Consider the following 22,690-nt stretch of genomic DNA (forward strand, 5'->3'; position numbering starts at 1 on the left):
AACACTATAAGTATAAGACTTATAGTGTTTTTAATAATGTTTTAACTTTTATTTAAACTCCCTTGCTTGTCACCAAAATAATTTCCGATCCCAATTCCAATTAAAATCCATAATATACTTATCATTTTAGGTACAAAAAATAAATTATCATTTAAATTCATAAAACATATTGAAATTATTGACGCAAATATGCCTAAATAAACAGATTTCATAAAATAGTTTTGAGTAGTCCTATAATATTTATTAATAATTATTAACATAATAATTATTAATAATACAAATAACACCAACCCAAATACACCTAATTCACTAAAAATTTTAAGATATGAATTATGTGATGGATACCTTGTATATGAATTATAATTAAGTTCTGGATATTTAGCTATATAATAGTCATATTTACTTACACCATTCCCATTTCCTACACCAAACCAAAAATTATCTTTTATCATGTGGATATAAGTTTTCCATATCTTAATTCTATCATCATTAAAACTTTTACTAAATAACTCCAAAAATCTATTTCTCATGGGAGTTATACTTACAGTTAATACTGCTAAAGCACCTATTGCATATATGAGCTTTTTATTCCATAAAATACTTAATACTACCAACCCTAACACTAATCCTAACCAAGAACTTCTCGAAAATGTCATAAATAAATTCACAATCAATAATAATAATATGATTGAATACAGTATTTTTTTGCGATTATTTTTTTCATACATAGTTACCATAAATATTGGAAATATCAGTATTACAATAAACGCTGCATATGAATTAGGATTGGAAAATATTGATGTAACTCTTACCATTACTCCAAATGTATGACTTCCTACAAATTGAGGGGGAATACATTTTCCTGTTGCAAATTGGTAAAATCCTAATAAGGTTACAAAAACACAACTAAAAAATATACCTTTTATTATTATTTTAGATATTTTTTCTGTTGTATATTCAAGACTACAATAAATTATAAGAAAATATACTGAAATAAATCTTATGGTTTCTTGTAGCCATAATTTTTGTTCTGGTGCATATCTTTTTGAAATAATCATAAGTATTATAATGCTTATAAATAATAAATTTAAAACTAAAAATAATTTATTCTTAAATAAATTTATTAAATATTTTCTTTTTTCTCTTGATATCAAGAATTGTAATCCAAAAAAAAGCCATGCACACACTAGAATTACTTCACTTATAGGTGGTTGCTTTTCTTTAAACATTAAAGACATCATAAATTCTGGAATATACATTAAACTTATGATATATAAAGCAAAAAAGACTCTATTTATTTTTCTTAGCATTCTTGCCTCCATAATTAATTAATTTTTCTCTTATAAGTTAGAACTTTTTGTTCCATAATTTTGAATATTGCTTCTCTATCTTTTGTTGCTATAACATTTTTGAATTCCTTAATAGAATCTTCTACAAATTGCATTTCAAAGTTCATTGGTTTTTCAACATATATTTTCTCAAATGCAGTACTTGTTAATGCTATCTCATCAATTAATAATTCTTCATACAATTTTTCTCCTGGCCTAAGTCCAGTGTATTCTATTGCTATATCAACACCTGGCTCATAACCTGAAAGCCTAATCATATCTTTAGCTAAATCTATGATTTTAACTGGTTTACCCATATCTAAAACAAAAATTTCTCCACCTTTTGCCATAGTTCCAGCTTGTATTACAAGCTGTGCAGCCTCTGGAATTGTCATAAAGAATCTATTTATTTCTGGATGTGTTACAGTTACAGGACCACCTTCGCTAATTTGTTTCTTAAATAAAGGTATTACCGAACCATTACTTCCTAATACATTACCAAACCTAACAGCAACATATTCAGTTTTACTTACAGTATTAAACGCTTGAACCATAATTTCACAAAATCTTTTAGTTGCACCCATTATATTGGTTGGATTAACTGCTTTATCTGTACTTATTTGAATAAATCTTTTTACATTATATTTATCACTACATTTTAAAATATTATATGTTCCTAATATATTATTTTTAATAGCCTCTTCTGGATTAGCTTCCATTAATGGTACATGCTTATGAGCTGCTGCATGAAATACTATCTCTGGTCTAAATCTATTAAATATATCATCCATCTTTTCATATTCTCTTATTGATGATATTACGACTGTTTTAGTCATATTCGGATAATTATGATTAAGTTCCATTTGTAAATCATAAGCATTGTTTTCATATATATCTAAAATCACAAGATTACTCGGTTCAAACTTTATAAGTTGTCTACATAGTTCCGAACCTATAGAACCTCCACCACCTGTTACTAATATAACCTTATTTTTAACCAATTTTTCAATATTATGAATATCAAGCTCAACTTCTTTTCTTCCTAATAAATCTTCAATCTTTATTTCTCTAAAATTATTTATTTGATATTCTCCATCAATCATTTCATTTAAACTTGGTATAGTTTTAAGCTTACATTTAGTTTTTTTACAAATTTCTAATATCTTTTGTTTTTCTTCTTCCTTAACTGAAGGCATTGCAAAAATTATTTCATCAACTTGATATTTATTACACGCCTTAACTATAATGTCTCTATTACCAATTACCTCATAGCCATAAATAAATTTCCCTTTTTTCTTCTTATTATCATCAATAATACCTACTACATTATAAGTATCACATTTTTTTATCTCCTTAAGAAGCATTGCAGTTGCATCTCCTGCTCCTATTATTAATGTATTTTTGCTTATAGCTGAATTACTAGTATTCTTTTTTTCTCCTATAATCCTAAGCCTAAATCTTATGCCACCAAACATAAGAACTAAAATTAAAGCATAAATAGGATATACCGTAAATGGAAATCTATAAACTTCATACTTTAGCAACTTATAGTTTATAAAATAGCTATAAAGAAAAAATATAATATTAGAAATAGCTGTAGAATATATTATTGATAATAATTCATTAATTGATGCATATTCCCACATCTTTTTATATAAATTAAAAAAGTAATTAGTAGCAATAGTTATCAAAATAACAGGTATTAAAGACATTTTTATAAATTCCATATCAGAAGCAATTATATTAAAATTAAATCTCAATAAAAAAGCTAAAAATATTGAAATAACTATACTAATAATATCTAAGACTACTAACTTCTTTTCATTTAGCATATTCAAAAACCTCCTTATATAATTTTAAAAAACTATTATATAAAATCCAAAATTCAAATTATTCTATATAATTTTCAAAATACAAGCCATAAAAATATATTTTAAATTATACACTATCTTCAAACTATTTATACACTCTTTTCATAAATCAAACCAACTTTGAGGTGGAGTTTATACTCCACCTCAATCTAAGTTTCACATATATATGCAAATTAAAATTACTCTTGCCTAATCTAACATAATTTGAGATAGCCTCAAAATTTAAGCATTTATTTACTATTTATATTTTTCATTTCTAATGTAGAGAAATCATTTAATGGAAATTTAACTACATTTTCAGTTAATCTTGACTTATATGCGGCAAGTATTATTGACATAGCCTTCTTACCTTCTACACCATTTATCAGAGGTTCTCTACCTTCTTTTACAGCATTTATAAAGTCATTTATTAAAGGTGTATGACCAAAACCATATACAGAATCTATAGTTTGTTCTTCTTCCTTTTCTTCATTTAATTTTTCATCTGCAAATGCCCAAGTTTCTATTTTATTAACAGCAAGACCACCTATACATACAGTTCCTGTTTCTCCAAATATACTTAAAGTTTCTTCAAGATTTTTAGGATATACGCAAGCAGTCCCTTCAACAATTCCTATAGCTCCGTTTTTAAATCTTATAACTATAGCACCAAAATCTTCACCTTCTATATCTCTTAAGAAAGTATCACACTCAGCATAAACAGATTGAATTTCTCCACCCATCATCCATTGTAATAAATCTATGTTATGAATACATTGGTTCATAAGAGTTCCACCATCAAGCTCCCAAGTTCCTCTCCATGGAGCTTGAGTATAATACCCCTCATTCCTATTCCAAAGTATTCTAGCCGTACCATTTATAAGTTTTCCAAAACCATTTGCTTCTACTGCGTGTCTTAATTTTTGAATAGCTGGATTAAACCTGTTTTGATGACAAACCGCTATTTTTACATTGTTTTTCTTTGCAGTTTCTATCATATCATCAGCATCTTTTATAGATAAAGCCATAGGCTTTTCAACTATAACATGTTTACCTAAGTTCATAGCATTTATAGCTATCTCTGGATGATATCCACTTTCAGTTGCAATAGTTACTGTATCTATATCTTCCTTTTGTAACATTTCTTTATAGTCTGTATAAACAGCCACTTTAGAACCTTCTATACTTGCTTCATATTTTTCTTTTTTTTCTATAGCTCTTTCTTTAACAACATCACAAACTGCCACAAGCTCAGCCTGCTCAATATTATTCACAAATGCTTCTACATGTTTATATGAGATTCTACCGCAACCTATTATTGCAAATTTCATTTTACTCATTACACAATCTCCCTTATTACCATCTACTATAGTAATTCTATATTTTCTCTGTTTATAACATTTTTCATAGCATTCTTTGTATCAAATATAGCTATACTATGTTTTTGAACAAAGTCATAATCAACATTTGTATGAGCTGTAGTTACTACAACTATATCAGCATTTTTAAGCGCCGCTTCATCAAGAACTTCTAACCCTATATGTTTAACACCTTTAAATTTATATTCTTTAACAAATGGATCGAAGAAAGTAATTTCTGCTCCGACTTTTTCAAAATTTTCTACAACCTTAAGTGCTGGACTCTCTCTATAATCATCGATATCTTGCTTATAGGCAACCCCTAATATTAAAACCTTGGAACCATTTAAAGGCTTTTTGAAAGTGTTTAATATTCTTCCACATCTTTCAATTACGTATTGTGGCATATAGTTATTTATTTCTCCTGAAGTTTCTATAAGTCTAGTATGATAATCATATTCTCTAGCTTTCCAAGTTAAATAATATGGATCTAGAGGTATACAGTGACCACCAAGACCTGGACCTGGATAGAATGCTTGGAAACCATATGGCTTACTCTTAGCTGCATCTATAACTTCCCATACATTTATACCCATCTTTTCACAAATTATAGCCATTTCATTAGCTAATCCTATATTTATATTTCTATAAGTGTTTTCTAATATTTTTTCCATTTCAGCAACTTTTGGTGATGATACTTCATGTATATCACTTTCTAAAACATGTCTATACATAGCTGCTGCTACTTCTGTAGAATCTTTACCTACTCCCCCTACAACCTTTGGAGTATTTTTAGTTTTATATATTAAGTTACCTGGGTCAACTCTTTCAGGTGAGAATGCTAAGAAGAAATCTACTCCACATTTTAGACCTGACTTTTCTTCTAATATTGGTAATAATAATTCTTCTGTAGTTCCTGGATAAGTAGTACTTTCAAGAACAACTACCATACCTTCATGAAGATATTCAGCTACTGCTTCTGTTGATGCTTTTACATAGCTTATATCAGGTTGTTGATATTCGTCCAATGGTGTTGGAACACATATAGCCACAAAATCTACATCCCTAATAAATGAAAAATCTGTTGTAGCACTTAATAACTTTTCGCTAACTACCTTCTTAAGATCTGTATCTACAACATCTCCTATGTAATTGTGCCCTTCATTAACTAACTTAACTTTTTCATCTTGCACATCAAACCCAATAGTTTCATAACCAGCCTTAGCTTTTTCAACAGCAAGAGGTAGACCAACATAACCAAGACCTACTACCCCTACTTTAGCACTTTTTTCATTTATTTTTTTTAATAACTGTTCCTTAATACTATTTGACATCTTTACTTCCACCTTTCATAATAACACTGTTATCTATTTTTTCATATTCCTCTTCACAGGCACTACACTTTGCCAAATTATCACTATTAAAATTAAGTCTTTCTCCACATTTACATACGTGACCTATAAGTCTTCCTGGATTACCAACTATAAGTCCGAAATCAGGTACATCCTTAGTAACTACTGCACCAGCTCCTATTAAAGCGTATTTACCTATAGTATTTCCACAAACTATAGTTACATTTGCTCCAACACTAGAGCCTTTGCAAAGTCTGGTTTCTCTATATTCTGATTTCCTTTCTATAAAGCTTCTTGGATTTATTACATTTGTAAATACACAAGAAGGGCCTAAGAAAACTCCATCTTCACATATAACACCTGTATAAACTGAAACATTATTTTGAATCTTAACACCATTACCTAAAGTAACCCCTGGTGATATAACTACATTTTGACCTATATTACATTTTTCACCTATAGTACACCCACTCATAACATGCGAAAAATGCCATATTTTCGTTCCTGCACCTATATTACATGGCTCATCTACATAACTAGATTCATGTACAAAATATTCTTTATCCATAATTTACTCCTAATTAGTCATGTCGAAATAAATAAACAGTTATTTATTCTTACAATATCTTATTTAAATTCCTTAACCTTTTCTATAACATAATCTTGCTGTTCTTTTGTAAGTTCTGGATACATAGGAATAGCAAATGTCCTTTGTGATAAGTATTCAGCATTTGGCATATCACCTAATTTATATCCCAAATTCTTAAATGCTTTTTGAAGGTGTAACGGAACTGGGTAATATACTCCAGTAGCTATTTTATTTTCCCCTAGGTGTTTTAATAGTTCCGATCTCTTTTCTGATTGTAATATATACATATGATAAACATGCTTTGTATCTTCTAATCTATAAGGCTTTATTAACTCAGTATCCTTAAGTCCTTTATTATAATAAGCTGCATGCTCTGCTCTTAAATTATTCCATTTATCTATTTCTCTCAATTTAATTCGTAATATAGCTGCTTGTAATTCATCAAGTCTTGAATTATAACCTATCATATAATTATAATACTTAGCTGGATTATAAACAGTTTCATTTGAAGTTGATTGTTCTATATCCTCTTCCTTTGTTCCTGTTAATAATTCATAAGCTTCTTTACCAGCAACCCCACTTCCGTGAGTTCTTAATCCCTTAGCTATTTTGGCTATTTTATCATTATTAGTTACAATAATACCTCCATCACCAGCACAGCCTAAATTTTTTGTAGGGAAAAATGAAAAACAAGCTACATCTCCTAATGTACCTATCTTTTTCCCCTTGTACTCTGCTCCAATTGCTTGGCAAGCATCTTCTATAACTAAAAGATTATGCTTCTTAGCTATTTCATTTATCTTATCCATATCAGCTGATTGCCCAAATATATGAACTGGTGCTATAGCTTTAGTCCTATTAGTTATTTTTTCCTCTATTTTATTAACATCAATATTAAATGTTCTTAAATCTACATCTACAAATACTGGTACAGCACCTACTGCTGCAATAGTTTCTGCTGTTGCAAAGAATGTAAATGGTGTAGTTATTACCTCATCACCTGGTTTTATTCCCATAGCTTTTAAGGCTATAACTAAGGCATCAGTCCCATTTCCTACTGAAATAGCATGCTTTACACCTAAATATTCACAAAACTCATTTTCAAAACATTTAACATTATCACCCATTATATATCTAGCTGATGATAAAACTTCTATAATATTCTTTTCAACATCATTTTTAATAGCTTCATATTGCTTCTGTAAATCAATTAATTGTAATTCCATTAAAAACCAGCCTCCTCGAGTAAAAATACTCTAAATTTATAAAAAATCTAATTATTGACCCCTAAGATTATTTATCCTAAAAATCTACTTTAACTTCATTATTATATCATATAACGTTAAAAATATATACTTATTTTAACACCTAAACTTCTTGCATAAAAAATTATACCCTTATAACACTTTTTTTTCAATTTAATGTATTTAAATTTACAATATTAATTATTTAGAAATAAATATCCCTTTTTTTTACTTATTTATTGTTATCCTTCGCTACAATTTATTTAATGATATCGGTGTATCTTAATGTATTCGGTTATACGACCTTTCTAATACTATATACCCAAAATATAAAAATAAATAAACTATACATCTAAAACCATTAAAAAGCATCAGATTCATACATTCCCCAAATATATAGTTTTCCCAAAAAACATCTTAAATATTCAATTATTTTTTATTCTACACCTATATTAAAATTTACATAGTTTTCATCATACATCTATACATTACAGTAACTTTTCATCACTCTAATCTTATAAATAATAATTTCGTTCTTTTACTTTTCTTAATATCCTGTAAAATTAATTCTACCTGTAAACTTACTTGATAAAGCTTGTTTAAATTCAAACATACCAGTATGATTATAATTATAGTGTCAATCATAAAAAGTAGCAATTTCATCAATAATTTTATAATTATTCATAACTTAATTTATATTTAGGCAAAATATATTTAAAACCCTTATAAAAGGTAATTAACCCTATGATTTTCAAACATTTAGTAAATATCATTATAAAATTATTTTTGTTTTATATTTTTTATGGTAAAATTATTATGTCATAAGGCATAAGTCTAAAAAATTCAGAAAAATTAGGAGTATAATTATGAATTTACAGAAAAAATATTTAAGAATGATATTGATTTTTATTATATTAATAACAATAGGATTATTATCTCAAAAATATATTGTTAAAAATTTCATTAAAAATTCCAATATCACAAAAAAGACCTCACTTCATATTGAAAATTTTAAAGATAAAAAGGATTTTAATGACTATCTAAACAAAATGAAAATAAAAAATAAGGATTCAGATTATAGTTATTCTTCTAAATTAAAATCATTATCTTATAAAGATGATTTTTCATTAAATTTAAAGAATACTCAACTTAATTCTACTAATCCAGAAAATGATGTTGTAAAGACTGATGATAAATATATTTACACTGCCAAAATAGATAGTAAATCTACAAATAATAAATTAATAATTATAGATTCTCAAAACCCAAAATCTTTAAAAAAAATAACCGAGCTAAATATAAATGGAGTCATAAATAAGTTATACATATCAGATAATAAAATAACCTTAATTTCAAGTATTAAAGAAAAGGATAATACTAAAGTTATTCTTTCCATATATGATAAAAGAGATATAAATTCAATAAAACTCGAAAGAACTGTAACTTACAATGGATTTTTTGTAGACAGCTTTTTAGATAAGAACTATTTGAAAATAATTACATGCAATACCTTATTACCTTTATTAGCTGATAAAACAAATGATCTAGATATAAATAATTATCTACCAAAATATCATGATACAACAAAAAATAATGAGACTCTTATTCCTATTAATCAAGTCACTTTTTGTAAAGAAGCCTTAAGAGAAAACTTGATTACAACGTCAATTTTAAATATTGCAGATATTAATTCAAATATTGCTACTAAAACAATAATGGCTGATAATACAGATTTATATTCAACTGAAAATACTACTTTATTTGCTCTTAATGCTTATTTTGACGATAATAATACAGTTACAGCTTTAATAAATTTTCCTAATTCAGAAGAAAAGTTATTAGAAACGAAAACATCTTTCGTTAAAGGAAAATTTTTAAATCAGGAATCAATTTCATATTCAAATTCAAACAAAACTTTTGAAATTGCTACCTTATATACTTTTGGGGAAATCTTCTCACACAATGTATATATACTAAATGATAAATTAGAGACTATAGGTTCTATAGAAGGATTAGCTCCTAATGAGGTTATTCATAAAGCAATATTCTTAAAAGATAAGTGTTACTTAACTAATAAATTTGAAAATCAACCTGTTTATGCTATCGATCTAAGTACCTTAGAAAAGCCAAAACTTATTAAAAATTTATTAGTTTCTGACTTTAAAAATGCATGCATTCAGGTAAATAATAATACTTTTATAGGTATTGGAAATGAAATTGATACTCTAGGAGAAGTAAAATCAAACTTAAAACTATCAGTCTTTAATCTTGATGATAAAGGAATACCAAGTGAAAAATTCCGTAACTATTTTGACTATGAAAGTGACACTTCAGGAATAAAAACATTTTATAAAGGTTTCTATTTCAACAAAAAAAATAATATAGTTGCCTTAAAATTTGATTCTTTTTATAACATTACTTTAAGACCTACTATTACCTTAGCTGAAATAAATGATAAAAAAGTATCTAATATGCGCACATTCACTATGAGTGAATGCAGTTATTTGAATAAGTCTACTATTACAGATATTAATAATAATATATTTCTAATTACCAATAGCGAAATAGTTGTTGTTGATAACAATCTAAATAAAATATCTGAGCTTAAATTATAAACATGAAAAAACCCTATAGGATAGACTTTTTAAAAGTGTCTATTCTATAGGTTTTTTTTCGATTTTATAGTTACTTTTTTATAAGCTTTTTTATTATTTCATTTGCTTCTTCAACTTTTAATTTATAAATTATAAATATATAAGTTAAAATTCCTAAAATACCTGATACTACTAAAATTATTAATGATCCTAAATTAGTTGACATCATATTACTAGGTAACATTTTATTAATTAAATATATTCCAACTCCCATTATTAATGATGCCATTAAGATTTTAAGTCCTTTATATATCATATTTTTAGAATTTAACCCATCTACCTTTTTGCTCAAATTATATCCCAATAAAAGTGTAGTGGAAACTGCTGCAATAGATGTTGATAATGCAACTCCTCCAATTCCCATATATCTTGTTATAATTAAATTGCATGCTATATTCACTATAACTCCTATCGCACCATTTATCATAGGGGTTTTAGTATCATTTAAGGCATAAAATCCCCTACTTAGAACATCTCTTATTCCGTAAAAAGTTATTCCTAATGCATAATATATAAGAGCTGTAGAGGTCATATTTGCTGCCACATCATCAAAGGCTCCATGCCTAAAAATAACATTAATAATAGGTTCATTAAGCAGTACCAATCCAACTGTAGTTGGAATCATTATTACATTTATACTATTTACAGCTTTATTCAAGTATCCCTTATAATCACTTAAATCATGATTAGTAGCAGCTTGTGATAGCATCGGATAAACTATTGTAATAACTGCCATTCCAAATACTGAATACACCATTCCGTTAACTTTTGTTGCATAATCTAAAGCCGAAATAGTCCCTTCTCTAAGACCTGATGCTATAGCCTTATCTACAATAGCATTTAATTGATTAACCCCTGTCCCTATTATAACAGGTATAACTAATATCAGTATTCTTTTAATTCTCTCATCCTTAAGATTTATAAAAAATTTAAATCTATATCCGTGCTTTAAAACCCATGGAATCTGTATAAGTACCTCTAATAATTTACCTATTATAGTTGCTATAGTTAATCCGAATATACTCTTATTAGGAACTAACAATATATAAAATATTATAGGTAAATTCATCATTATCCCAACAAGAGATGGTGCTAAAAAGTCTTCTAATGTCTGCAATATAGCTGTAAATCCACTATTTAGGCTCATAAAGACTATATTTATTATACATAATTTAGTCAGAAAAACTGTTAGGTTATAAGTTTCTCCTGAAAACTTTGGAGCCATTAAAAATACTATTTTATCTGCAAATATCCATCCAACTATTCCAAATATAATTGATATAATAGTAATAACATTCATTATATTATTAGCAAAATCAAACATTTCCTCTTTCCCTTTTGTCTTTAAAGACTCAGTTAGAATAGGAATAAATGTTGTCGCTATGGCTAAAGAAAAGGTTGCAAATAATATATTGGGTATTGTAACCGCCATATTATATGCATCTGTACTATACGTTGCCCCAAAAGCATTTGCTGTAAGAGCATCTCTAAAAAAACCAACTACTTTACTTATTAAAGTTATTATCATAAGTATGCTAGCTGATTTGACTAATTTACTTTGAGACATTTTAAATCCTTTCTGCTATTTCTAAATAATGCATTTTATAATAGTCTTTAATATTATTTTTATATCACTTATTAGATTAGCTTTATTTATATATTGCATATTCAAATTTAATTTATGTGGCATTATACACTCAATGTAATATTTTTCAGGATTTTCAACATTACCTAATATCTCATTCTCCTCTTTATATTCTAAAGATGCTAAATCAGTTATCCCTGGTTTTACAAGCAATACTTGTCTTTGCTCTTTATCATACATTTTAACATACCTAGGCACTTCTGGTCTTGGCCCAACAAAACTCATCTCACCTTTAAATACATTAATAAGTTGTGGTAATTCATCCAATTTATATTTTCTAAGAAATGCTCCAACCTTTGTTATTCTAGAGTCATTTCCTACAGTTATTTGTTTTCCTAATCTTTCTGCATCATTAACCATGGTTCTAAATTTATAAATATAAAATGGTTTACTGAATTGACCAACTCTAAGTTGTTTAAAAAACACATCGCCATTAGAATCTATTTTTATTAATATAGCAATAATAAGAAACATCGGACTAACTATTATTAACCCTAAAATAGAAAATATAAAATCAAATATCCTTTTTCCTATTTTACCATTTCTACTTGTCATATTTATAAATTCTTCTTTACTAAATATAGGTTCCATAAAAATCCACCTCCTTATAAGGGTACTATGCTCTATTTTTAAATTCCTGTTGAAGATTCAAACACACTTTATTTATATCAAATTCGTTTAAAACTTTGTTATAACCGGCTTCGCCTAATTCAATGGCTATTTCTTTGTCTTCTAATAATCTTAAAATTGCATCCTTTAACTGCTCAGAAGACTTGTCATCAACCAATATTCCAGAACCTTCCTCTAAAAGTTCAGGAATACCACCTGTATTTGTTGAAATTACAGGTATTTTATTTGCCATTGCTTCCATAAGAGATACAGGTATACCTTCATGCTCTCCAGCGTCTGTAAGAATACTTGGTAATATTAATACATCAACAGCCTTTGTCTTATACATTTCAAGTAAATCTTCATGCGCAACCTGACCCTTTAATAAAATTTTATCTTGTAATCCTAATTTTTTTATCTCCGTCAACAATTCTTCTTCAAGCTCACCCTCACCATAAAAGTGGCAGATTAAATTTTTATCCTTAAGCATATTAATAGCTTCTATTAAATATTTATGCCCCTTAACTTCTATAAGACTTGCTGGAACAACAATTAAAAATTCTTCTCTATTATTAACCTCAAATGTACTATTATTTTGATTATCTAAAAATATTCCAACATGAATAATTTTACACTTACTTACATCTTCACTTCTTATATATTTACAAATATCATTATACCCTTTTTTATTTATAACCCTAAAAAAGCTTGCAGTTTTAGCTTTTTCTTTTAACATATTATTTTCATAAATGTCCCATCTATGTGCTGTAAAACTCCATGGTATATCTGATATAACTGATGCTATGTAAGCAGCTGTTGCAGATGTTGAAGCCCAATGACAATGTATATGATCAGCTTTGTATTTCAAAGCTTCTTGCCCCATATAAAGTCCCTTAGGTATCAAAATTATATTCTTAAAGACTTTAACTATGGAACCTGATTTAAATATTATTTTTGAAATTATATTTAAAACCTTTATAGGATGAATAATTATATATTTAAATAAACATAATATAACTTTAATATTTATTAACGGTGTTCTATCACAATATTCACTTATAACAGAGTTTTCGTGTCCTTGCCCAATTTCTTTTGCAGGTCTTAAAGGTAAAATCTTTATATTATTCCCCAACTTTCTCATTTCTATAATTTCTGGAGGAATAAATTGTTCTCCCTTTCCATATGGCACTTGTGCCGTTACATAAATTAAATTCATGTTTTTTCTCCTATTTAACTTTATATATAAACTTATGCATTTTATTAAATATTATATAAGCTATAAAAATTAATGCTAAAGGAATAGTTACTCCCTGCATATAAGCTGTAAAAAATGTTTGGAAATCAATTCTCATAAAATCAAAAGAAAACATACAAATGCTATAAGTATATATGAATACAATAATTATATTCTTTTTATTATTCTTAAATAAATTTAACAAGAATTTTTGTAAGGTTCCCCATAAAAACATCCCTCCAACTATACCGAACACTCCAAAATTAAGGAACATTTCTGATAAAGAAAAAAATGCAAAACCAAGCCCTTTTTCATAAAATCCTGGATAAAAATACTTTAATCTCCAGATGCTTAATGCATATTTTGATACATCAAATAATCTACCCGCTCCTGGAATCCAAGCAAATAAGGATATCAAATAGCTTTTTCCATATAAATATCCATTGTTTTGTGTATAAACTATAACTTCATTTAAACTCTTACTAGTTTGAGAAAACTCTCCTATCTGAAAATAAAATATTTCAAATTGCTTAGACTTTATAGCATTTATAACACCATTTACAACATCACCACTTCCTAAGAAGCCTCTAAATGAAGTATACATTATTAAAAATACAAACAATGCACCAAAGACAATAAGTCCTACTTTAACATCTATTCTTTTATAAAAATAATGAAATATAGCTATAAAACATAATGAAAAAATAACAATATTATGTCTATTACCAGTTAAAAAATAGCATGCAGTAATAACTATCGAACTTATGTATACAAATATTCTTAAAAATAATGTTGTTTTTTTATATTGATCTTTATACAAAGTTGCAACTACAAATAAAATTAATATAGTAGATGCTACCCAATGTATTCCTGCACCATGTACATGACTTGTATCTATTAAATATCGTTCTGCTCCATATCCTACATTTATATAGTTTCTTATTCCTCCATACGCCATTAGATATGTTCCAAAAGATAAACATGCAATTAAAAAAAATGAAAAAATAGCTAACAATAATATTTTAAAGTTTAATTGTCTTTCTTTAATTTTTCTAGTTTCTCTAAAAAACTTTTTATTTTTATCATTAAAGATTTTATTATATCCAATCCAATAAGCTATAAACCCTATTATTGCTAATATAGTAGTAAAAATATAACTATAATAAGGAGGAATTCCTGATGTATAGTACATATTATTCAATTGAAAGCCCGTTGTATAGAGAAAATAAACCGCCATAAACACATTATTTATCTCAAATAAATCGTTATTAGATTTTAAAGAGTAAATAATAGCTGTTAGAACAATAATTGTAAAGAAAATCATAAGTGCTATGAATGTAGCTTTATAAAATCCTAGATACATTAAAATCCCAATAAATAAAGTAAATATTGCTCCAATGCTAGCCATTAGCTTAATTCTATTACTTTCTAATTTATTTGTCATATATTACTCCTTCAAATATAAATTAATATAATTATCAGTTATACTCTTCCAAGAATACTTAGTGGTAGCATCTAAATATGCCTTTTTTTTCATACTATCATCATCTTTCTTTTTATAACTTCTAATCAGACCTTCTAATATCAAATTATCATCATAAGGTACTATTATTCCATTTATTTCATCTTTTATTATTTCACCATTTCCACCACCGTGCACTGTTAAAATATTTTTTTCCATTACCATAGCTTCTAATATAGCCATTGAACAGCCCTCTTGTGGTGAAATATGACAATATATATCAGTCAAAAAGAGTAATTCTTCTACATTACTAATTTGTCCTAATAATATTATATTTTCATTGTTAACTTCTTTTAATATTTTTTCTAAATAAGCTCTAAATTCTCCATCTCCAGCAATGAAAAGCTTTGTATTCGAATCAACCTGCTTATTAAATTTATCAAAAGCTTGTATAAGTTTTCCTACTCCTATAACCTTTAAATCCCATTGCAAATTACTAATCATTGAAAATACAGTAGTTTTATCTTCTATTTCTATTTTTTCTTTAAACCTTAATGCTCTTTGTTCATCTACATTAGGTTTACTTATCCCATTATAAATAACATAATTATTTTTTGTAGTAGTTACTCCCATATACTTTTTATAACTATCTACCAAATCCTCGCTCACAAAAACATTATAATCCAAAAGATGCATCATTAAATTAACAAAAGCATCTCTTAATTTGCTTCTATTATTTTGAGTTTTTGTAAGCTCGCTTCCTGAACTTGGTTTTGTATGAAAAGTACATAGCAATTTAACCTTATTATTAAAAAAATACTTATATATTAAAGTTGCTGGTAACAAGGTACCATGTGCATGTACATGCACTACATCAGGTTTTATTCTTCTTAGTATTGCCAAAATCTCTTTGTTCTTTGTAATAAAACTATTGCTTAACTTGAAAAGATTATCATCTGTTTTTTTCAAATCAGATGATAATACATATACTTCATTTTCTCTCTTAATTAATTCATTTACCAAATTAGTTACTACTGTGGTTATTCCGCCCGTTACATCCCAATAAGGAGTTATTTGGCATATTTTCATGCTAGTTCTCCTTTTTTTAATTGTTCATTTTAAAAATATAATTTAAACAAGTAATTTATTTAGTATTCTTTCTTATCTCATTAACGTGATATTTTAACCTATCAATTAAATACTTAGCATCATCTCTAGTTATCTTTGTATGAACTGGTAAAGATATTTGGTTTTTGTATTGATTATAAGCATTCGGATAGTCTTTTATATCATATCCTAAATTTTTGTATAAAGTAAACATTGGTAAAGGTTTGAAATGAACATTTGTAGCTATATCTTCTCTTGCAAGTCTAGTTATAAGTTCTCCTCTTTCTGCTTCACCAAAACCTTTAATTCTTAAGGCATATAAATGATATGAACTTTCTGTACCTAAATCATCTCTAACCTCTGGTATTATTGCCCATTCCTCATTGACTAATTCATTTGTATATGCTTCAAATATTTCTCTTCTATAATCTAATATTTCTGAATATCTACTTAATTGAGCAATTCCAATAGCCGCACATAAATCAGTCATATTACATTTAAATCCATCTGTCACTATATCATATTCCCAAGCTCCTGCTTTCATTTTTGAAAAAGCATCCTTAGTTTGACCTTGCAATGAAGTAACTTTAAATTCACTATATAAATCTTCTTTATCAAATTCAGGTTTATTATTATAAGTTATAGCTCCACCTTCAGCTGTAGTAAGATTTTTTACTGCATGGAATGAAAAACTATGAAAATCACATTGAGAGCCTACTATTTCGCCTTTATACTTAGCACCAAAAGAATGTGCTGAATCACATAATATTATTATATCCTCTCTATTTTTTTCCTTTAATACAGCTTTTATTTTGTCATAATCGCAAGGATATCCGCCAAAATCTACAGGCATTATTGCTTTAGTTTTTTCTGTAATAGCATCTCCTATTTTATCATAATTCATGAAAAATGAATCAGGTTTTAAATCAACATATACAGGTTTAATTCCCCTATGAACTAATACAACAGATGTTGCACTATAAGTATAAGGAGTAGTTATAACTTCATCCCCCTCTTTTATGTCAAATACCTTAAGGATCAATTCCATCGCAGCTGTTGCACTATTTAGAGCTACCGCTCTCTCAGTGTTACAATAATTAGCTAGGCCTTCCTCAAAATCTCTAACTTTAGGTCCTGATGTAATCCATCCTGACTTTAAAACTTCCACAACTAAATCTATTTCCTTTTCAGTTATATCTGGTGGTGAAAATTGAATTTGTCTATTACTCATTTTACTTCCTCCATATCGTAAACATTTAATAACTAAATTCAAATTATAAATTAAGTTTTAATATTTAGTTATTTAAATATTCATTTTTTATTTAATATTTTAATACTTTAATCTTTTAATCTTTATAAATTATAACATAGTTGCATTTCAAAATAAATACCTATATTTTACACGCCTTATAAATCAATAACATATGAATATTCTGCTAATTTTATTAAATGATTTTAAATAAAAAACACTTCTACTTTTAATATAAGTAAAAATGCTTTTATTCCTCAAAGCTCATTAACTAAATAAGTATAACCTTTAATATATTTTGTACAAAATAATATATTCTTATACCTTATCCAGTTTCATATAATCTAAATCTAAATAATATTCTTCTTTTAATAAATTGTTAATTTTATTATAGTCTTCCAAAAGCTCATTTTCTAAATTCCTAGTAGTTATAAAAATCCCGTTCTTTTCTTTTATATAATAAATTAAATCTATATACAACTTTCTCCATTCATTATTATAAAACATATAATCATGCCATAATAATGAAACTGTTCCATTATATTTAGCTACTTGATCAATTATCTTCTTGCACCTTTCTAGCTTCATTTCATATGTTGAAGCTTTTTCTAGCAATGTGCATTCCATAATAGCCAGTGGAATTTCATATATGTTTATTAATCTATTATTGTTGAAATCATATGGTAAAAAACAGTTACTTGTCCCAGCTCTGAAGCCTATAGAGTCAGTATAGCCTAGAGTTACATCATATTTTATTCCGGCATCTGCTAAAGCTTTCCAGCTCTCTATTCCATTAAACCTAAGATAGTGATTCCTACTACTAATCACCTTAAAATCTGTTTTATCTTCAATTTCATCAATTTGTTTCCTCAATTCAAAACTATTATTATAATCAAAATAATTAGTATGCATACCTATAACATTTTCTTTTTTCTTTATAAGTTCAATATCAGAAACAATCTTCTTCAAATTATACCTATTACCTAATCTATGCTTTCTCCCAACAATAAAATAAAATTCAGAATTAACATTAAATTTTTCTTCTATCTCTAATACATTTCTTATTTGATTATGCCTATTAAAAATTATATCTAATAAAATACTTTCAAAATTTTTAATATTGGGTTTTAAAGCAAAGTTTTTAATATTATGTAGTAAAACATATTTACTTCTGCTATCTATACTATCTACATCATGTGTAAGAACAACCCTAAAATTATCTTCCTTTGTTAGATAATCAGTATTTAATAAAGCTATCGCATCAAAAACAACTCTACTATTAACATCAAAAAAAGGAACATCTAAATACCCTTTTCTTATACTATATTTTCCTAAAAACCTTCCTATCTTGTCCCTTTTCTTAGGATTATATTCTTCTTCTAAACATAATAAATATTTAGAACTTTTCACTATATCATAATTAAAAACTATTAAATTATCATTCTCTTTATAAAATAAATCTTGACTTTGATTTTCCTTTTCTCCAAATATATATTTATAATATTTATTATTCTTAACTTCAAAATCATGTATTTCTTTAATTGGTATATATATCCCCTTTGGAATATCTACACCATACGAAATATTCAACATATCAGCTCTATAACTTTCACTTACAAGTAGTTCACACTTAATCCGTTTAAATAAGTAATATAAAATATATATTACAGTACCTTTATCATTTAAATCCTTCTCTAATACCAAATTAATATATTTACACATTCACAAACTTCCTTATAATATTCTTGTGTTTCCTTAAAAATTTATAAACTAAATTAAAAGTCACACTATTCTTTTCAACATTGTAATATATTTTTTGCTCACTTCCGAACTCTCTAAAAGCTCTCTCTATATTAGGAATCATAGAACCCTCAAAATCAAATTTTTTACTAACAGTTGCAGAAAATTTTATAGCCTCCCATATTAGCAAAGTTTGACTTCCATATTTTCTCCACTTAGGATCTGCTCCCCCCATCAAGTAATAAGAGCATTCATCATCAAACAATAAAAACAAACCAGCTATAGGTTCATTTTCCTTATTCTTAGCTATGAATACTTTTGCATTAACATCTTTATATTTATTATACAATTCTTCTATCAAATTATATGTATATGGAATTTGCATTCCTTGCCGTTCAAACGTTTTTTTATTAACTTCATAAAACGCTTTAACATCATTACTTTCTTCAACATAAATATTGTTTTTCATAGCTTTTCTAATTAAATACTTTGTATCATATGAAAAATTTGAATATACTTTATCTAAATCACTTAAATTATTTATAACGTAGCTATACTTTAAATTCACATTATAGTTATTCCATATAAATGGTAAATAGTTAGTGAAGTTTTCTGAAAAATTATAATCCCACGACATTCCACTAGGCAAATTTTTTATTAATAAATTAAGACTTTCCATTTCTTTAGCATTTCTTTTCACAGTATTTAACTTCTGAAATTCATTACTAAATAAAACACCTAGCTTTGGAGTTAGTTTCGGCATACCAAATATACCCTTTTTAGTACACGGTAGTGGTATTCCTGCAATTATTCTATTATTTTCAAATACAACTAAAATTCTAATTTCATTTGACAGTATACTAAGCCATTTACTTTTACAAAATATATTTCCCTGAATTGAATCATCAACAAAATTATCCCATAATTCAAAATCATTCTCATTAATAAACTTTACTTCCATTCTTTCACTCCCAAAACTTTCTTTTTTATAGTCAGTTCCTATTGCCCTACCTTTTGTATCTTTAAGGTTTTAGTTGCAAAAATATACATATATTATATCATTTAGAGTCTTAATTTTTATTAAATATATCTTAAATTTCTATAATTTTCATTTTATTTATTAATATATTTATAAATAGCTTATTTATTATCTCTATAAATATAATCTTGAACTTCTTTCTTTAGCTCCTCTTTATTTACAATTATATGATAATCGTCTGTTACAATATGTTTTGATTCTTCTCTTTTAGGAAAATATGTACTTTCTAATTTATCAACTTTATTAAAAACACTCCAACCTACTATATCACTTATTTCCGAAATATTTAGAGTTGTAGTTACATCTTGTAATATATCATTAGCATATTTTATAAAATCAACATATCCAACCTTAGTTAATTTATCTACTATAGCTTGTAATATTATTCTTTGTCTATTGGTTCTAGTATAATCATTACCAGTATATCTATTTCTACTATATCCTAACGCTTGAACTCCATTTAAATTTTGAAGCCCAGGTGTCTTTATTTCAGCTGCTGTCTTATTAGCGAAAACATTAATGTTCCTTATATAATCATTTGTAACCTTTATTTCATTTCTATGTATATCTACCTCAACACCACCGAGTTTATCTATAATTTTAATAAAATTTTTAAAATCGACCTTAACATAATCCCTTATATCTAATCCAAAATTATGATTAAAGGTTTTTACCAATAACTCTGGTCCCCCATAAGCATATGCATGATTTAAATTATGTTCACCAACTTCAGGAATATCAACTAAAGTATCTCTCATAAAAGATGTTGCCTTTATTTTCTTATTATCCTTATCAATCGTAATTAAAACCATACTATCTGACCTACCATTATTATCAACTGTCCCTTCATCAGATCCAATAAATAATATATTTTTTATTCCATGTTCTACCCCAAGTTGTTCATTCCCCCCAGTAATACTAAGACTTTCATTGTCATCCTTAATAGTAACTTTAGCAGTATTCATATATAATTTATGTATATATACTCCAGCACTAATTAATATAGTAACTAATATTAAACTAATTAATATAGATATTTTAAATATGTTTAACCTTCTTTTCTTAAGCTTTTTCACTTATTTCCCTCCTACGAGAATAAGCCCTTTGAGATCTTTAAATTAAACTCCAAGGGGCAATAACTTTTATTTTAATATAAATATATTTTATTTAACCTAAGCTATTAATTATTATTCTCATATTAAAGAAAATTATTCTTAAAATACACTTTTTATCTAAACACCTTAAAAGTATATTTTTTATTTTTCAAGGTATCTATCAATTCTTGTAAACATTCCAAAGTTTCATTTTTAGTATCATGCATAAGAATAACTAAATGTTTTTTGTTTTTAGCTGTCTTCTTTATGTTTTCTACTAGTTGTTTAGGAGTTCTTTTCCCCGCTTCAGCATCATAACTTAAAGAGTTCCAATCTATACTATAACTATCTCTCCCTTTTAGTTTATCTATTAGTACATCTACTTTTTTATCTCCTTTATGCTTTCTAGTCATATATCCATTAGGCATTCTAAAAGCCCTAATTTTATATTCATATCCTAGCGCAGAATTTATAAGATTATTAGTTTTATCAAATTCTGAAATAAATGTATCAACATCTGTTTGTTCATTAGGATATAACTTTTTATAGTCGTGACTATAACTATGATTTCCTAAAGAATGTCCTTCGTTAACCATTCTTTTAACCAATTGTTTATTTTCATCACTAGCTTCAATACTTGTACCTAATAAAAAAAACGTTGCCTTTACATCATTCTTTTTCAATATATCTAAAATCCCATCTGTAACCCCAACATTAGGACCATCATCAAAAGTTAAAAACACCATCTTTTCTTCGCTACTATTATTAGAATTTGATAAATATTTATTAGAATCCTTAGGTTCTACTGAATATTTAGACATATTAAAAGCAGCTTTAGCTGATTCTTCTTCTATCTTGCCTACAACTTTCTTTTGCTTATCCATCTCATCTTTTTCTTTATCAACTTCATCATCTGCTTTCTCATTGACTTTATTACTTGCTACTTTGTTGTTACTTACTACATTATTACATAAACAAAAAAACATTACACAACTAATTAAAACAGCTGACACTAAAGTTAATAGCATCCAAGATTTTTTCTTAAGCATATTTTTCACCTCTCCCCATAACATCCATTGTACATTATAGCAAACTATTCGCTATTTCTTTATTAAATAAATCTTAAATTTTTTAAT

General features: G+C 26.7%; 17 protein-coding genes. 1 reads left to right on the forward strand and 16 read right to left on the reverse strand.

The features are described 5' to 3' along the window. Positions 1-41 precede the first annotated feature (41 nt). The 6 genes from BUB01_RS16160 to BUB01_RS16185 all read right to left on the reverse strand — a co-directional run bounded on the left by BUB01_RS16160 (position 42) and on the right by BUB01_RS16185 (position 7,703). Positions 42-1,310, reverse strand: coding sequence for an O-antigen ligase family protein (locus BUB01_RS16160; protein WP_072990326.1), 1,269 nt, complete (start codon positions 1,308-1,310; stop codon positions 42-44). A 14-nt stretch (positions 1,311-1,324) separates the two neighbouring features. After that, positions 1,325-3,160: a polysaccharide biosynthesis protein gene (locus BUB01_RS16165; RefSeq protein WP_072990329.1), complete on the reverse strand. Its 1,836-nt coding sequence runs from the start codon at positions 3,158-3,160 to the stop codon at positions 1,325-1,327. 269 nt (positions 3,161-3,429) lie between these two features. After that, complete coding sequence (locus BUB01_RS16170) at positions 3,430-4,518, reverse strand: Gfo/Idh/MocA family protein (RefSeq protein ID WP_072990332.1); 1,089 nt, start codon at positions 4,516-4,518, stop codon at positions 3,430-3,432. Between the two features lie 26 nt (positions 4,519-4,544). Continuing rightward, entirely contained in the window at positions 4,545-5,870 is a 1,326-nt protein-coding gene (locus tag BUB01_RS16175; RefSeq protein WP_072990335.1) for a nucleotide sugar dehydrogenase, read from the reverse strand. Further along, complete coding sequence (locus BUB01_RS16180; protein WP_072990338.1) at positions 5,860-6,456, reverse strand: acyltransferase; 597 nt, start codon at positions 6,454-6,456, stop codon at positions 5,860-5,862. The genes BUB01_RS16175 and BUB01_RS16180 overlap by 11 nt, the downstream gene beginning before the upstream one ends. A gap of 59 nt (positions 6,457-6,515) precedes the next feature. Further along, positions 6,516-7,703, reverse strand: coding sequence for a DegT/DnrJ/EryC1/StrS family aminotransferase (locus BUB01_RS16185; RefSeq protein WP_072990343.1), 1,188 nt, complete (start codon positions 7,701-7,703; stop codon positions 6,516-6,518). Positions 7,704-8,587: 884 nt separating this feature from the next. Here BUB01_RS16185 and BUB01_RS16190 point away from each other — a divergent pair. Beyond that, entirely contained in the window at positions 8,588-10,336 is a 1,749-nt protein-coding gene (locus BUB01_RS16190) for a beta-propeller domain-containing protein (protein ID WP_072990346.1), read from the forward strand. A gap of 70 nt (positions 10,337-10,406) precedes the next feature. On the opposite strand, the gene murJ is transcribed toward BUB01_RS16190, so the two are convergent. From murJ to BUB01_RS16240, 10 genes are all read right to left on the reverse strand, one after another. Then, entirely contained in the window at positions 10,407-11,942 is a 1,536-nt protein-coding gene (murJ, locus tag BUB01_RS16195) for a murein biosynthesis integral membrane protein MurJ (protein WP_072990350.1), read from the reverse strand. Positions 11,943-11,963: 21 nt separating this feature from the next. Then, a complete protein-coding gene (locus BUB01_RS16200) occupies positions 11,964-12,575 on the reverse strand; it encodes a sugar transferase (protein ID WP_072990734.1) in 612 nt (203 codons plus the stop codon). A 61-nt stretch (positions 12,576-12,636) separates the two neighbouring features. After that, entirely contained in the window at positions 12,637-13,845 is a 1,209-nt protein-coding gene (locus tag BUB01_RS16205; RefSeq protein WP_072990353.1) for a glycosyltransferase family 4 protein, read from the reverse strand. A gap of 10 nt (positions 13,846-13,855) precedes the next feature. Beyond that, positions 13,856-15,307: an O-antigen polymerase gene (locus tag BUB01_RS16210; protein WP_072990356.1), complete on the reverse strand. Its 1,452-nt coding sequence runs from the start codon at positions 15,305-15,307 to the stop codon at positions 13,856-13,858. Between the two features lie 3 nt (positions 15,308-15,310). Beyond that, positions 15,311-16,414 (reverse strand): glycosyltransferase family 4 protein, encoded by a 1,104-nt coding sequence (locus BUB01_RS16215; protein WP_072990359.1) that lies wholly within the window; start codon positions 16,412-16,414, stop codon positions 15,311-15,313. 55 nt (positions 16,415-16,469) lie between these two features. Next, on the reverse strand, positions 16,470-17,663 hold the full coding sequence (locus BUB01_RS16220) for a DegT/DnrJ/EryC1/StrS family aminotransferase (protein WP_072990362.1): 1,194 nt from the start codon (positions 17,661-17,663) through the stop codon (positions 16,470-16,472). Between the two features lie 336 nt (positions 17,664-17,999). Then, positions 18,000-19,403 carry a polysaccharide deacetylase family protein gene (locus BUB01_RS16225; RefSeq protein WP_072990365.1) on the reverse strand — a complete coding sequence of 468 codons (1,404 nt, stop codon included), beginning with the start codon at positions 19,401-19,403 and terminating at the stop codon, positions 18,000-18,002. Continuing rightward, on the reverse strand, positions 19,396-20,382 hold the full coding sequence (locus BUB01_RS16230) for a peptidoglycan bridge formation glycyltransferase FemA/FemB family protein (protein WP_072990368.1): 987 nt from the start codon (positions 20,380-20,382) through the stop codon (positions 19,396-19,398). Before BUB01_RS16230 ends, BUB01_RS16225 begins: the two co-directional genes overlap by 8 nt. A gap of 179 nt (positions 20,383-20,561) precedes the next feature. Continuing rightward, a complete protein-coding gene (locus tag BUB01_RS16235) occupies positions 20,562-21,536 on the reverse strand; it encodes an LCP family protein (protein WP_072990371.1) in 975 nt (324 codons plus the stop codon). 152 nt (positions 21,537-21,688) lie between these two features. Next, entirely contained in the window at positions 21,689-22,603 is a 915-nt protein-coding gene (locus tag BUB01_RS16240; RefSeq protein ID WP_072990374.1) for a polysaccharide deacetylase family protein, read from the reverse strand. Between the last annotated feature and the right edge of the window lie 87 nt (positions 22,604-22,690).

The organism is Clostridium cavendishii DSM 21758, from assembly GCF_900141845.1.
GTDB classification, from domain to species: domain Bacteria; phylum Bacillota; class Clostridia; order Clostridiales; family Clostridiaceae; genus Clostridium_AG; species Clostridium_AG cavendishii.

Bases quoted from the DNA above. Each gene is read 5' to 3' on its own strand.
- BUB01_RS16175 (WP_072990335.1), bottom strand. From the start codon at position 5,870: ATGTCAAATAGTATTAAGGAACAGTTATTAAAAAAAATAAATGAAAAA.
- BUB01_RS16240 (WP_072990374.1), bottom strand. From the start codon at position 22,603: ATGCTTAAGAAAAAATCTTGGATGCTATTAACTTTAGTGTCAGCTGTT.
- BUB01_RS16185 (WP_072990343.1), bottom strand. From the start codon at position 7,703: ATGGAATTACAATTAATTGATTTACAGAAGCAATATGAAGCTATTAAA.
- BUB01_RS16180 (WP_072990338.1), bottom strand. From the start codon at position 6,456: ATGGATAAAGAATATTTTGTACATGAATCTAGTTATGTAGATGAGCCA.
- BUB01_RS16205 (WP_072990353.1), bottom strand. From the start codon at position 13,845: ATGAATTTAATTTATGTAACGGCACAAGTGCCATATGGAAAGGGAGAA.
- BUB01_RS16220 (WP_072990362.1), bottom strand. From the start codon at position 17,663: ATGAGTAATAGACAAATTCAATTTTCACCACCAGATATAACTGAAAAG.
- BUB01_RS16160 (WP_072990326.1), bottom strand. From the start codon at position 1,310: ATGCTAAGAAAAATAAATAGAGTCTTTTTTGCTTTATATATCATAAGT.
- BUB01_RS16230 (WP_072990368.1), bottom strand. From the start codon at position 20,382: ATGGAAGTAAAGTTTATTAATGAGAATGATTTTGAATTATGGGATAAT.
- BUB01_RS16215 (WP_072990359.1), bottom strand. From the start codon at position 16,414: ATGAAAATATGCCAAATAACTCCTTATTGGGATGTAACGGGCGGAATA.
- BUB01_RS16190 (WP_072990346.1), top strand. From the start codon at position 8,588: ATGAATTTACAGAAAAAATATTTAAGAATGATATTGATTTTTATTATA.
- BUB01_RS16170 (WP_072990332.1), bottom strand. From the start codon at position 4,518: ATGAGTAAAATGAAATTTGCAATAATAGGTTGCGGTAGAATCTCATAT.
- murJ (WP_072990350.1), bottom strand. From the start codon at position 11,942: ATGTCTCAAAGTAAATTAGTCAAATCAGCTAGCATACTTATGATAATA.
- BUB01_RS16225 (WP_072990365.1), bottom strand. From the start codon at position 19,403: ATGTGTAAATATATTAATTTGGTATTAGAGAAGGATTTAAATGATAAA.
- BUB01_RS16200 (WP_072990734.1), bottom strand. From the start codon at position 12,575: ATGACAAGTAGAAATGGTAAAATAGGAAAAAGGATATTTGATTTTATA.
- BUB01_RS16165 (WP_072990329.1), bottom strand. From the start codon at position 3,160: ATGCTAAATGAAAAGAAGTTAGTAGTCTTAGATATTATTAGTATAGTT.
- BUB01_RS16210 (WP_072990356.1), bottom strand. From the start codon at position 15,307: ATGACAAATAAATTAGAAAGTAATAGAATTAAGCTAATGGCTAGCATT.